This window comes from Marinovum sp. J2-8 (genome assembly GCF_055808435.1).
Genome location: NZ_JBVVRZ010000012.1, coordinates 32,001 through 46,106, shown reverse-complemented (window position 1 = coordinate 46,106; position 14,106 = coordinate 32,001). Strand labels below are relative to the sequence as shown.

Here is a 14,106-nt window from a genome sequence, read left to right as displayed (position 1 = left end):
TGCAGCCCGCAGCATCTGCGGATAAACAAGACCCGTCACCTCCTCGACTTCCGTGGTGCGTCATAACGAAATCTGCCTTGAAAACCAACAACACTCTATTTCTAAAAGGGATTTGACATGAAGATCGCAATCGCGGGCCTGGGCTATGTAGGTCTCTCCAACGCCGTTCTGTTAGCGCAAAACCATTTGGTCACAGCGCTGGACGTCTCCGAGGAGCGGGTCGCGCTGGTCAATGCCCGCAAGAGCCCGATCGTTGATGCCGAGATCGAGGACTTCCTGGCCAACAAAACGCTTAACCTGAATGCGACCATGAGCCCCGAACAGGCCTATGTTGACGCCGATTACGTCATTGTTGCGACCCCGACGAATTACGACCCAAAGTCGAACTACTTCGACACCTCCAGCGTCGAGGCGGTGATCGCTCAGGTCATCGCGCTCAATCCCCGCGCCACCATCGTCATCAAGTCGACGATCCCCGTCGGCTATGTCCGCAGCATTCGTCGACAGTTCGAAACCGATCAGGTGATCTTTTCCCCGGAATTCCTGCGCGAGGGCCGCGCACTTCATGACAACCTGCACCCCAGCCGCATTATCGTCGGCGAACAATCCGAGCGGGCGCAGATCTTTGCCGACCTGCTGCTGGAAGGCGCGATCGACAAGGATGTCGAAGTGCTGTTCACCGACCCCAATGAAGCCGAAGCGATCAAACTGTTTGCCAATACCTATCTTGCCATGCGGGTCGCTTTTTTCAACGAGCTGGACAGCTATTCGCTGGCGGGCGGCATGGACAGCCGCCAGATCATCGAAGGCATCAGCCTCGATCCGCGCATCGGCGGGCATTACAACAACCCCTCTTTTGGCTACGGCGGATATTGCCTGCCCAAGGACACCAAACAACTTCTGGCCAACTATAACCACGTGCCCCAGAACCTGATCCGCGCGATTGTCGACGCCAACCGCACCCGCAAGGATTTCCTCAGTGATCAGATCCTGATGAAGGGCCCCAAGGTGGTGGGCATCTATCGGCTGGTGATGAAGGCGGGCAGCGACAATTTTCGCCAGAGTTCGATCCAGGGGATCATGAAGCGGCTCAAGGCCAAAGGCGTCGAAGTCATCGTTTACGAACCGGTGCTGCAAGAGCCCGACTTCTTCCATTCACGCGTGGTGAACGATCTCGACGCCTTTAAGGCGCAATCCGATCTCATCGTTTCCAACCGTTTGGTGGACGAGATCAAGGATGTCGCCGATAAAGTGTTTACCCGCGACCTCTTTGGCATCGACTAATCGAGCTGAGACTGCTCGTGGTATAGTGAGCCATGTGTCCAGCCCGGTTTCCGCCCCGCTTTTCACCCCGTGCGCATGCCGCGCGGGGTGATTTCAGATCAAGACAGCCCTCACGACAGGACCGATTGGAAGGAACATGGGGTCACAACCAATCTTTCTCCTCAACGTCTATCTTTGACCGAGTAATAGACCAACACTGCAATCCCCCAGAGCAGGAACAGAAAGAGCGAGATCACCACCTGTAGCGTGTAGCGTTCGGGATAGGCGGCGCTCTGGGCCCTTGTCGGCTCCAGATAAGCGGCCAGATACCGGCTCTTGCGGCGCGCCTCGGCCAGAGCGCTGTCATGTGACGCCCGCGCCGAGATATAGGCCTCTTGCGCGAATTCGCGATCCACCACCAGACGTTCGTAGTCCCCGATCAATTCGGCAAACCCTTGATCGCCGTCCTGATCACCACTGGACCGTCCCCCACTGGATCCCCCCAAGGCACGGCGTTCCTGAGCAATGCGTTCATCAATAACTTCCAGGCGGCGCTGAGCCTGTTCGATCCGCGGATCGCCCTCGCGTACAGTCTTGCGCAGCAGATCCAGCTCGATCAAGGCTTCGGCCTTTTGCGCCTGCAGATTGGCCAGCAATCCGGCCTGGCTGCGCAGGTCCAGTTCCGGGTCGATAATCTGATTGAGATTGCGGAATTTGGTCAGGGTTTCGCGCGCCGATTTAAGCCGCTCTTCGGCCTCGGCCAATTCACTTTCGGTATAGCGAATGCCATCCTCACGGGCGACGGCACTCAGCTCGTTGATCATATCCGAACTTTTTTCAAAAAGCGTCTCGGCAATCAGGGTCGCATCTTCGGCAGCAAAAGCACGCACTTCGACTTCGATCAACCCCGACCCCGTACCATAAGACACCCGCACCATCTGATCCCAATACTCCATCAACGCCTCGATCGAGGCGTCTTTTTCCAGAGCAAAGATCGGATCATCGACAGGCCGCGACCAGCGCTCGCGCAGCCCGATTTCTTCATCCATCTCGCTGACAAGCTTCTGACTTTGCAAGTATTCATACAGGATATCGGTATCGGTCGAACTGGAGCCCGAAAAATCGGTCAACCCGCGCAGCACATCGGTGGGCGATCCCGCGTCTTCACGCCGGACCGAAAACCCGACGCTTGACGCATATTGATCCACTGCAACCGTCCACAGATAAACGCCGCTGACAACGCTTGGGGCAACGATACACAACAGAAAGCTGAACATGATCACGAAATGCCGCAACCGAAGGTAGCTGCCACGCACCGGCGGGCGCTGTGCCGAATTGCTCCTGGTGCCACCCGGCCGGGGCAAGGACTGCACGGAAACCGGGGTTGGCGGTTTTGGTGCGCCGTGACCTACCACGCGCAACCCGGCGGCCTTGTCTGTAGCCTTGTCGGCATCATTCGAAGCAGAAGAGGACATCGCTGCGGCCTTTCGCAAAACCGTTCACATTCAGCACATGATGATATACGCACAAGCCTCAGGACACCATAGACATCGGCCCGCTCCCTCATGGCTTCAGACAATTTTAATCCACCCGCCCAGCCGCGCCAACACCGCAGCCGTTTTGGCAGTGGCCGCGCGGTCCTTGCTCTGATCCTGCGGGAAATGACCGCGACCTATGGCAGCTCTCCTGCCGGGTATCTGTGGGCGATCGTCGAACCCGCGGCCAGTATCGCGGTGATGTCGATGGTGTTTTCGGCAGTCATGCGATCGCCCGCAATCGGGGTGAACTTCCCGATGTTCTATGCCACAGGTATTTTGCCGTTCATGCTCTATGCTGCGGTGCAAAACAAAGTGGCAGGCGGGCTCACCTATTCACGCCCGTTGCTGGCCTACCCTACTGTCACCTATCTCAACTCGCTATTGGCGCGCTTCATCCTTGAGCTCATGACCAAATTGCTGGTGGGATATATCGTGCTCACCGCGATCATGCTCTTGTACGAAACAAGAACCAGCCTGGACTTCCTGATCATCATCAAGGCCTATGCCCTCGCCGCACTTATCGGTCTAAGTATCGGAACACTAAACTGTTTCCTGTTTACGCGCCTGCCCATATATCAGCGGGCATGGTCCATTGTGACCACACCGCTATTCATTCTGTCGGGCATCTTCTTTACCTATGAAAACATACCCTCAAGATTTCAGGACTACCTCTGGTACAATCCCCTGATCCACATCACCGGGCTGATGCGGTCGGGATTTTATCCGACATATCGGCCAACCTATATCAGCGAAACCTACGTGGTTGGCGTGGCCCTTGTCTGCCTCTGCCTCGGATTGCTGTTGTTGCGCAGATATCACCGGGATTTGCTGAACCAGTGATCCTGCGCCCGCAACAGCCGATCCCCCAACCGTAACCAAAGCCCCCCGATCCCGCTCCGGGCGGCCTCGCGGTATGTGCGATCTGCCTTCAGCAACGCCTCCAGCATCGCAAGAAGAACCGCATCCCATTCGTCCAGATCCGCCGCCTCCGAGGGACAGATCGGCACATCAGGCGGCTTCGTCCCCGCCACCTCGGCAAGGCGCTGCAATCCGACGGCCAGAGAGCCATGCAACGCCGCCAGTTGACCGCGATCATTCAGCGGCGAAACCCCGGCATTGATCTCCGCATGATAGCGTTGCTCGTCAAACCACCGCGGGTCTTCGCAGACCGCCCGCATTGCATCATCAGAAGCGATGCGGCGCAGCGCGCTCAGGTTTTCCTGCACCACGGGGCGCAGTTGATGCACATGGCGCGCCATCACCGCCCAGAGCCTGCGGCCCGCCACCGGCGGACACCAGCGCTGGACCACGAATTCCGTCGCCGCATCATGCCCGCTGGGGCGTAGCCGCCGGCGCCGCATCAGCAGCCCGATCAAAGGCGGCGAAGATGACACATTGCTTGTCAGCGCAGGTGGCAAATCCGCGCCCTGCCAGCTTGAGAATTGTGCAACCGTATCGGGCTTTGCCCAAGCAAATCGCACCCGCACATTGGGAATATGCGCCCAGGCCTCCAGATCCATCCCAAACCGATAAGACATATTGCTGCGCCTGATCCAGGCATCAAGGCTGGGCACCTGCCAGATCCCCCATTGCCAGAACGCCGAATTATACCAATCCACCACCGGACGCAGAAAGGCCACCACCTCGACCGGCGGATGTCCCCAACGTTCCAGATGCGGCGCAAAAAGTGCGGCCCGGTTGATCCAGCCCTCGCTCGACACAATCGGCACATGGCCCTTGCGCAGGCCCGTGCGCCGCACCCGGTTCAATGCGGGAAACACTGGTGACCCGGTATCATCCGGGTGCACATTGGGCCAACTCACGTACCCATAGGCCGAAGATTGCGCCATCATCGTCAGATCACGCCCATAAACCGCCAACCCGGATGCAGCCAACTGCCGCCAGCTGGTATAGCGCAGCTTGCGGCCGGTTTCATCCACCAGATCCGGGGTCATGCTCAGCGCGGTCTGCAGGGCAGAACTGCCACATTTCGGGGCCCCGACATGCAAAATCAACTGTGGTGCGTCGCTCATACCGTCTCCTTTGACAGCGCAGGATGGCCAAGGATCAATGCCGAATTCAGTCCCCCTGTGTCCCCCCCCTGCCCTTCTGACAGCGGCAGTACCGCCCCAATCCTCTCTTCCGGCGTGTTGGCCGCCGCCGCCCGGGCCCTCTCCTGTGCGACCGCCCCGCCCTGCGCGCCCAGATCGAACGCGAACACCGGCAGACCGGTGGCCAGTGCCTCGTGGGTGGTGAAGGAAAACGTTTCGGGCCAGATCGACGGGATCAGCCAACAGGAAATACCATACCGCGCCACCAGCCCCGGCAAATCGCGCAGCTCATAGGCGCCATGTACCTGCGATGGCGCCGTCAAGCGATAGTCGGGGTCCATATAGCCGATCACGACCACCCGCCCGGTTTCGCTGCGCGACAGTTCCCGGCTAAGCGCCTGAACCACCGCTGCGCCCTTTTGCACCCCGATATTCCCCAAGACGCCAATCACCGGCCCCTCGGGCCCGATCGGAGCCGGGTCAATCCGTTCCGGCACCTGCAACAGCGCATGCGGCACCACCAAAAGCGCCTTTTCCGCCTGCGGATAGGCCGCGATGACAATATCGCGGCTGGCCTCGGAAAACACCGTGACCTGCGCGGCCGCCGTCATCAAACGCCCCCAGGCGTCCTGCCATTCGGCCAGCGTCACGGGAGGCCGACCTTTCGAACGCCGTACCTGATGGGCCGGATCATCCGCCAACGCCCAGCCCGCACGATCAGACGCCCGGGGCACCCCGTGATAGACCCCATCCGACCCCAAAAGCGTATAAGACGGGCTGATCGGAAAATAGTCATGCATCAGGATCTCGACTGGATGCGCACCATGATCGGCCAGCCGTAACAGAATGTCAGGCAGGCCCACCGCATCGCGGTCCCCGACCCCGCAGGAATAGACGATCCGCCGCCGGGGCAGATGGGCAATCATGGCCACCAGAAAATCGGTGTCGTCGCTCAAACCGCGCGTCACACCATGCTCTGTGTGCAACTCGATCTGCCAGCGAATGCGCAATCCAACCCGGATCACCACCGCCGCGCGTCCCGCAGCGATATCCTGCGCAATATGGCGGTTCAGATCGTTGTCGGCCCCGCCGCCCATCGCATGTGCCAGATAGACCGGCACGGGGTCCGTCTGATGCGCCCCGGCCCAGACCATCCCCAACGCCAGCCGCGCGGTCGCCAAAGGATCGTGCAACACGAAATCCTGCACCTGCTGGTCATAGGTCGGATAACGCCGCGCGATCTCAGCCAGGTTCTTTTCCAGCAACCGCTGCTTGGCCACATTACCAAACGACTCCCCGCCGCGGTGTTCAACAAAGATATTGCCCACCCCAAGATGCCGCCCGCCTAGCGCCTGCGTCTTCTGGCACCAATCATTTTCCTCGCCGTACCCGCGTCCGAACACCGTATCCAGCAACGGCACCTGCGCCAGAAACCGCGGAGCCAACGCCATACAGAACCCCACGCCCGTCGGCACCTCGACCGCCGAGGCAACCGGATCGAACCGGGCCGCCGCCGCATCCAGCAGGTCCACCGCCCCCGGCGCCAGATCGCTGCGCTGGCAAATGGCGGGCACGGAAAAGATTTCGGCATCGTTTGACATCGGCGTGACCGAAGCCACGCCGGGGCCGGTCAAATGCGCCAACATCCGGGGCAACCACCCCGCCGACACAAGCGCGTCGGAATTGAGCAGCACCACCGGATCATCCGGCCAATGCTGTGCCTCGGTCAGACCGCGATTGATCGCGCCCACAAAGCCGAGATTTTCCGTCAGACAAATCAGCGTGACGCGGTCCGCGCGCACCGGATCGGTGCTCCAGTCCTGCAAAAAGGGCCGCACGCGGGCGTCGGTCGACACATCTTCGATCAGGATCAGCCGCCAGCCCTTGCCGGAATGACGTTCGACCCTCTCCAATGCCTCGCACATCACCTCGAACGCATTGAACACCGGCATCACCAATGTCGCGACAGAGGGCAAGGGGGGCGTTGCGGGGTCCGCCTTCGGCAGCAACAGCGCCGATGACAATGGCCCGGACTCGGGACGCGGCACCAGCCCCAGACGTTCCTTGACCACTTCGCGCGCGCCCAGATCCCCCCGCCATTTCCAGCGATAGATCTCTGGGATCAGACAGACCAGCAGCCAGAGAAACCGCAGCGCCTGAGCCCGCCGCGCCTGTTTCAGGCGCTGCGGGCTGACGCCCTCCAATCGCTGGGCCACCACACCGTCTTGGGTGATCAGCCGCAGGTCGATCGGACCGGTTTCCAGCGGAATATCGAACGAGAAGGTTTCAGCAGCGCCCTCGGACGCCCCATCCAGCGTGATCTGCTGGCGGGTGCGATTGACCTGGATTTCGACCGATTGCGCCTGTGGTTGGCCCAACACCTGTCCCGACACCCAAAGCCGATTGCGCCGCACGGCGACCTTGTCAATCCGCCCGACATCCGCGCCCGCCGGATCACGCAGGATTGCATGAGGCATTTCAAACGCCACATGGATATCCGCATAGCGCTGGAAGATGCGATAAACCCTGCCTGCCAGCATCTATATCCCCTGCCTTCCAATCCTTGCTGTCACCGTCCCTGGCGTCACAGCTTTACCGGCTTATTTCCCATCTTCCTCGGACGCAAGGCACAGCTGGGCGATAGTGAAAACCGGGCAATCTCAGGACACTGTCCCGATGGTAAATGTTTCGCGCGCGAAACATTTACCATGCAAGACCCGGCGCCGGATCCGGCCTAAACCAACCGCCCCAATACCGCCGGCAGTTTTGCCAGATAGCCCCGCACCAACTCTTGGGCGCGCGCCGCGCTGGCGGCTTCGGCGTAGCAGCGGAATTCCGGCGCATTGCCGGAGGGGCGCAGATGCACCACATCGCCGCCCGCCAGCGTCACCCGCAGCCCGTCGGTCTGATCCAGCGCGATTTCCGAACCGCTGTCAGCAAAGAAGGCGGCGCGCGCATCTGCATCGCCAGAGAGCCTGGCCAGCAACGCCTGCGACGCCTCGGTCGGCGTGTTCACAATGCGATCAGCGGCGGTAAAGCGTTGGGGCAGGGCGGCGACCAGATCGGCCAGCGGTTTGCCCGCACTGCGCGCCGCAACCAGCGGTGCCAGGATCGGCAACAGACAATCACGGGTCATCAAAGGCGCGAGCGCCCCGGTTGGCCCCTGTGCGGTAAAGCCCAGCAGAAAGCCGCCATTGGCCTCGTATCCCACCACTTTTGCCGCCGGATCCGCCGCCAGAGCAGCCTCCATCGCGGCAATCACATAAGGCGAGCCGATCTTGGTCAAATGTATCGCCGCGAAATCCGCCATGCCGGAAATCATGCTGTTGGACGACACCGGCGTGCACAGCACCTTTGCGCCAAGGCTTTGCGCGCTGAGCACCCCCAGCACATCGCCGGGCACGATACGGCCCGTGGCATCCGCCACCATCGGCCGGTCCGCATCGCCATCGGTCGAGACCACCGCATCGAGGTTATGCTCAGAGCACCAGCCCGCAAGCATGGCTTGGGTGTCGGGGTCCAGCGCCTCGGTATCGACGGGAATGAAGATGTCCGAATGCCCCAGTGCAACCGGCGTCGCGCCAAGCGCGGCGATCACTTCGACCATGATGTCGCGCGCGGCGGAACTGTGCTGATAGACCCCGATGCGCAGCCCCGCGAGCGCCGCAGGCCCATAGGCCGAGACATAGCGCGCCACATAAGCCGGGCTGGCAGCGGTGCCGTCCTTTGGGGTGGGGCAGGGGGCGTCAGAGACCCCGTCAGAGCCCAGATGCGCGTTGATCGCGGTCTCATCACCTTTGGAGATCTCGCCCGACGGCGTGTAGAATTTCAGCCCGTTGCGATCCGCCGGAATATGGCTGCCCGTCACCATGACCGCGGCAGCGCCTGCGTTATACGCCGCCAGCGCCAGCGCCGGCGTGGGCAGCGCCCCGCAATCGACAACCGGCAGGCCGGTCTGCGCCGCCGTGCGCGCCACAGCGGCGGTGATGTCGGGGGATGAAGGGCGCAGATCCTGCCCCAGATAAAGCGCGCCGCCGGTGGGACAGGCCGCAAGAAAGGCCCGCGTGTAATTGGCAACAAGGTCGTCTGTCAGTTCCACGACCAACCCGCGCAGCCCGCTTGTTCCGAATTTTGGTGCCATCTGTTGTCGTCCTTTGCATCGCCGGTACGCCCGTCGGGGCTGTTGCGAATGCTTTAGAACATCAATCGTATCGATGCCACCGAAGCTGCAAAATGTTTCGCGCGCGAAACATTTGCCACCTCAGGCCGTGCCGGTCTCTTGCTCTGCCAGCCAGTCGATCAGCGCGCTGCGCAACTCCGGTGTCAGCCCCGCACCGCTTAATTCCAGCCGGTTGTCACCGGGATGATAGCATGCGCGCAGGGCAGGGCGCGGAAAGCTTTCGTCCGGGGCAGGCTGCGGTGATTTCACCTGTGGTTTCCGCGGCTCGCTTGCGCGTTTTTCATCGCGTTCAACCCCCGCCACCCAGCGGGTCAGACAGGCCAGCTCGTCCTCGGATGTGGCAAAATCATGCGCGTCCAGCTCTTTGATCAACGTCCCCTCGTGCCCTTGCTCCAGGGGACGGCTCAGGCGCAGACCCAGCCGTTCGCCAATCGCCTGGGGGAATTGCAGATATGTGCCCAGATGCTGCACCACCGGGATAAAGCTGCCGATCTTGGACCGTTTCGACCGTGATGCGGCCGCGAACAGCGTTTGCAGGGCTTTCTTGTGGGTATCAAACACCCGCTGTTCGACCGAAACCACCACAATGCGGGCGCGCTCAAAATAGCTCAGATCGGCGCGGATCTCGTTTTCCTCGACCATCGCGCGATAGGCATCGGGCGCTTTTTCGGGCGGGCGTTGCAGGGTCAGAACCGTGCCGTCGCCTTCACCCGCCTCGCGCAGCCGTGCGATCGCCTGACAACGCCGCCAGCCCGAGATCAGCCCGTAACGCCCCGCGCCGATCACCACCACTTCGATCGGGGTTTGCTGGCCACGATCCCGGATCGAGGCAACAAGCGCATTCATGTCCTCATCGTTCACCGCAACCCGGTCACGCACCAGATAATTGAGGTCGATCTGTTCCAGCGCGACACGGCTGATCAAACGTCCGCTTTCACGGGCGCGGTTCATTTCGCCGGCAATCTCTTCGAGTGCCGCACTGGCCGAACTGTCGGCGGCGACATCGGCAATGGGCGCGCGGGTGCGCGGTGCGGATATCGCCGATGTGCTTTCCGGCGCGGCCCCCGATCCGTCAGGCCGCAAGAAATCCGGGTTGGCGGGGGTCAGCCGTTTGCGCTTGGCCATGGGGCTCTCCTTTGGCTGGGGGCAGGGGGGCTGCTGGGTCCGGGATGACCAGACAGGGGGAAACGGCGCACGGTCCTCATGACACGGCCGTTTGTGGCGCGGTGTCCCCCGCTTCTGCGGCGGCGGCCAGTTCATCGCGCCGCCAGGCCCCGACCAGAAGCTGTTTGAACGCCGCATAGGTGGCATCGAATGTTTCGCGCCCCCGCACATAGGTCTCGCGGTTGAAATCGCGGTAATCAGCTTCGTAGATGCCCTGCACCTGTTCGCCGACCTGACCGATCAATGCGGTGAAATCCTGACGGTGCGGCGACAGGGTCTGCCCGAGGTAGCTTTGCATCAGGGCTGCCAGCTCGCCCTGTTGCGCGCCATCATACCGCGTCACCACCGCCCGCACCGCATCCCATTCAAACGCCAGCTCATCACGCCCCAGGGCGCGGGCGGCCATGTTCTCGGCGTCTTCGATCGAGCCAAAGGTGGAATGCAACATGTCAAAGAACCGGCCCGTGGAATCGAATTCCAGAAACGACGCCCCAAGCGGCACCAAAAGGATATCCGCCGCCGCCAGACCGTTGATGGTCAGATAGCCAAGCGCGGGGGGCGTATCGAGGAAGATCACGTCATATTGGTCAAGCACGCCATCCGCCTCAAAGCTGTCGGTCAGCGCATCCCAAAGCTTCCAGCCACGTGCCGCCATCCGCCAGACCGGGATCTGGAACTCGGCCCAATAGAGGTTCAGCTGCGCGCCGATCAGATCAATGTTCGGCCAATGGGTGGATTGGATCAGATCCGCCGCCTTGAGGTCGAGTGCATTGCTCAGCGTGTCATCCAGCGGCGTCGGGGCCTCACCCCGGTCAAGACGGCGCTGGTTGTCGCTGCGCAGCTGCGTGGCGTAATGGCGCGCCATCAGCGGAAAGACGGTCTGCCATTCGTCTTCGACCTTGCCACCAAAGATCGAGGTCATCGAGCCTTGGGAATCCAGATCGACCACCAGCACCTTGTAGCCATCAAGCGCGGCGGACATTGCCAGATGCGCGGCGGTGCTGGTCTTGCCTACCCCGCCTTTGAAATTGGCAACCGCCACCATTTTGGCCGGTTGGCCCTTGGGGCGATAGGGCAGATAATTTTTGGCCTTCGACCCTTCGCGGCCAAAGAAGGCGCGCAGGCGCAGCACCTCGTCCAGGCTGAACCATTTTGCGCCGCCTGCCGTTTCACTGCGCCCCTGTGGCAGATCGGGGTTTTGCTTCAGCACCCGGCGAAAATGGCCCTGAGCGACCGGGATCAAATAGCGGGTGATTTCCCAGGTCGAAAACAGACGCAAGGAGCGCGCGCCGTTTTCCTCGAGCCCCCGACTGGCCAGATCAGACCGGCCTGCATCACAGGCCCGGGCCAATGCGCCAAAGCCCGCAGTGGTGGCAGGATCGCCCAGGGAATGCTGCGCCTGATCGGGATCTATGTTGAAATAGGGCGGGAGCCCCTCGGGTTTATCTGCACGCATCTTGGCCCCATGTTCGCTTTTTTCAGCATAATATCACAAAACGGCGCACATGGAAGCAAATGCGCCACATGGGCTGTTTTTTCTATGCAATCAAGGGGGTTGGACGGGGTCAAAATGCTTGGTTTTGTGCGGTTTGGCAAAATTTATTTGTTAAATCTATGTTAGTTTTATTGTTACGGCGGGATTTCGTTTTTTTAATCCGCTGATCTTGTTTGGTTTTTTGCGCTTTCTGGCGGGCAGGGTGACTCTGAAACACCGCAAAGGCGACTCTGATCCCACGACAGGGTGACTCTGATCCGCCGTTGAATGGCCGGGTTTCGAAAGGAGGGTGCTGGACGGGGGCTGTGGATAACTTTAGGCTGGGTGTCACTGAAACCCCGAAGAATCGGATCCACCAAGTGGGCCATAAAATATCGGGGACAGGGCAGGCAGTATCGACGGGCAGTATCGACATGGCAGTGACAGCTGAGGCAGGGGGGCTGGTTCCCGATCGCCATCCAACCGCGGACTTCTTTGTCTGCGATATTTTTGCGGCCTCGCCCAAGGATGATCTGGGGTCGATGGAGCATCCGATCTTTTCGCTGTCGACCCGGCCGGACCGGCGCATTTTGCAATATGATCACAACGGCACCTCGGTTGAGGTGACCCCCAGCGTGCGGGGGCGGGCGACAATCCACGACAAGGATATTCTGATCTATTGCATCAGCCAGCTGGTGGCGGCGCTGAATGCAGGACGCGAGATTTCGCGGCGTCTGACGCTGAAGGCGCATGATCTTCTGGTGGCGACAAATCGCGACACATCCGGCGATGCCTATGCCCGTTTGCGTGAGGCGTTTGAGCGGCTGGCCGGCACGCGCATCACCACCAATATGACCACCGGCGGTGAAGAGACCACCACCGGTTTCGGGTTGATCGAATCCTGGGAAATCAAACGCCGAAGCCGGGGCGGGCGGATGATGTCGGTGTCGGTGGTGCTGTCGGATTGGCTTTATCGCGCGGTGCTGGCGAAATCGGTGCTGACGCTCAGCCGGGATTATTTCCGTCTGCGCAAACCGCTGGAACGGCGGATCTATGAATTGGCGCGCAAACATTGTGGCCGCCAGCCGGAATGGCGGGTCAGCGTGAAAGTGCTGCACAAGAAATCCGGATCGGCCGCGCCGGTGCGGGTGTTTCGGGCCGCTCTGCGCAAGATGATACAAGCGGGACATCTGCCGGATTATGACATCGGCGAAGAGAGCGGCGATCTGATCCTGTTCACCCGTCGCGGCCAGGTGGTGGATCGCGACGCGCCCGGTGCGCCGGTGCTGAGCCCCGAGGCGCTGGAGGCGGCGCGCGATCTGATGCCGGGGGCGGATGTCTATGCGCTCGAGGCTGAATGGCGCGGTTTCTGGGCCGACAGCGGCCGCAAACGGCTGAGCGCGCCGGACAAGGCATTTCTGGGATGGGTGCGCAGGCAGGGGGCGGCAGGATAATCCCTTTGATCTGCGGTCAGTGGCCCAGGTCCATATTCGCCATGCTCAAGGTCAAGCGATGGCACGCCCGGACCGCGCGGCGATAATCTTACGCGGGTAGCAAAAGCCTTTCAGGCGCGGCCTCATCAACACTCGCGGCTGGGCAAGACCGAGCAAGCATTCGAAACCTGTTTTGCGGAGGCAGCAATTGGGGATCTGTGCAAATAGAACATCAATTTATTACATAAGACTGATTATGAGCGCCACGGTTGTACCCGCAAAGTTAAAGTGTCCCACATCTGCAAAGCTAGAATGTCACCCGTGAGCAATTCAGCAATGTCACTCTGGCCTCAAAAATCATTGAGGATGAGCGGACATGGGATGGGTGGTTATGAGCGAGCGCGAGTTGAACCGTGTGGAAATACTGGCGCAGGTCGATGACGGACGACTGACAGTCGATAATGCGGCGCATATGTTGGCTCTGACGCGTCGACAGGTTTTCCGGCTTTTGAAGCGCTATCGCCAGGACGGTGCATCAGCGATCCGGCACAAGGCGCGCGGCAAACCTCCGAACAACCGCATCCATCATGCCAAGCGCGACTACGCGTTGTCTGTGATCAAAGAAAGCTACCCGGACTTCGGGCCGACCTTGGCCGCAGAGATGCTGGCCGAGCACCATCGCACCCATATCTTCGACAATCAGAGCCTGTCGCACAGGCCCGAGGCGGTCTCCGAGTTTGGCCATTGGGAATGTGACCTGATGATGTTCCGCAAGGAAAACGGCAAGATCAACGTCACCTCCCTGGTCGAGCGCGTCAGCCGCTACACGGTGGTGATGCGAAACGAGGACCGCCAATCGAAACCGATCATGGAATCCCTGATTGAGGGCCTCGCGCCGCTGCCCGCCGACGTCCGCCGCTCGATCACCTTTGACTGCGGCTTTGAATTTGGCGAGTGGCGCAAGCTGAAGCCCGGAATTGGCACTGTGGCCTGCTTCGGCAGT

General features: G+C 60.9%; 9 protein-coding genes and 2 pseudogenes. 5 read left to right on the top strand and 6 right to left on the bottom strand.

Annotated elements, in window-relative coordinates:
* Positions 1-117 precede the first annotated feature (117 nt).
* Entirely contained in the window at positions 118-1,284 is a 1,167-nt protein-coding gene (locus tag AC0L4F_RS22055) for a nucleotide sugar dehydrogenase (protein WP_244691503.1), read from the top strand.
* Between the two features lie 161 nt (positions 1,285-1,445).
* Here AC0L4F_RS22055 and AC0L4F_RS22050 read toward each other — a convergent pair whose 3' ends face one another.
* On the bottom strand, positions 1,446-2,738 hold the full coding sequence (locus AC0L4F_RS22050; RefSeq protein ID WP_244691502.1) for a KpsE/RkpR family capsule polysaccharide export protein: 1,293 nt from the start codon (positions 2,736-2,738) through the stop codon (positions 1,446-1,448).
* Positions 2,739-2,828: 90 nt separating this feature from the next.
* Here AC0L4F_RS22050 and AC0L4F_RS22045 point away from each other — a divergent pair, with 90 nt between their 5' ends.
* Positions 2,829-3,641 (top strand): ABC transporter permease, encoded by an 813-nt coding sequence (locus tag AC0L4F_RS22045; protein ID WP_244691501.1) that lies wholly within the window; start codon positions 2,829-2,831, stop codon positions 3,639-3,641.
* Here the strand turns inward: AC0L4F_RS22045 and AC0L4F_RS22040 are convergent.
* From AC0L4F_RS22040 to AC0L4F_RS22020, 5 genes are all read right to left on the bottom strand, one after another.
* Positions 3,617-4,834 (bottom strand): hypothetical protein, encoded by a 1,218-nt coding sequence (locus AC0L4F_RS22040; RefSeq protein ID WP_244691500.1) that lies wholly within the window; start codon positions 4,832-4,834, stop codon positions 3,617-3,619. The genes AC0L4F_RS22045 and AC0L4F_RS22040 overlap by 25 nt on opposite strands.
* Positions 4,831-7,392, bottom strand: coding sequence for a glycosyltransferase (locus AC0L4F_RS22035; RefSeq protein WP_244691499.1), 2,562 nt, complete (start codon positions 7,390-7,392; stop codon positions 4,831-4,833). Before AC0L4F_RS22035 ends, AC0L4F_RS22040 begins: the two co-directional genes overlap by 4 nt.
* Positions 7,393-7,586: 194 nt before the next feature.
* A complete protein-coding gene (locus AC0L4F_RS22030) occupies positions 7,587-8,993 on the bottom strand; it encodes a phosphomannomutase (protein ID WP_244691498.1) in 1,407 nt (468 codons plus the stop codon).
* Between the two features lie 120 nt (positions 8,994-9,113).
* A complete protein-coding gene (locus tag AC0L4F_RS22025) occupies positions 9,114-10,157 on the bottom strand; it encodes a ParB/RepB/Spo0J family partition protein (protein WP_244691497.1) in 1,044 nt (347 codons plus the stop codon).
* Positions 10,158-10,233: 76 nt separating this feature from the next.
* Positions 10,234-11,652, bottom strand: a complete 1,419-nt coding sequence (locus AC0L4F_RS22020; protein ID WP_244691496.1) for an AAA family ATPase — start codon at positions 11,650-11,652, stop codon at positions 10,234-10,236.
* A 452-nt stretch (positions 11,653-12,104) separates the two neighbouring features.
* On the opposite strand from AC0L4F_RS22020, the gene AC0L4F_RS22015 reads away from it, so the two are divergent.
* The 3 genes and pseudogenes from AC0L4F_RS22015 to AC0L4F_RS22005 all read left to right on the top strand — a co-directional run.
* Entirely contained in the window at positions 12,105-13,124 is a 1,020-nt protein-coding gene (locus AC0L4F_RS22015; RefSeq protein WP_244691495.1) for a replication initiator protein A, read from the top strand.
* Positions 13,125-13,479: 355 nt separating this feature from the next.
* Positions 13,480-13,776, top strand: a pseudogene (locus tag AC0L4F_RS22010) (helix-turn-helix domain-containing protein); the annotation flags it as partial.
* Positions 13,777-14,100, top strand: a pseudogene (locus AC0L4F_RS22005) (IS30 family transposase); the annotation flags it as partial.
* Positions 14,101-14,106 lie beyond the last annotated feature (6 nt).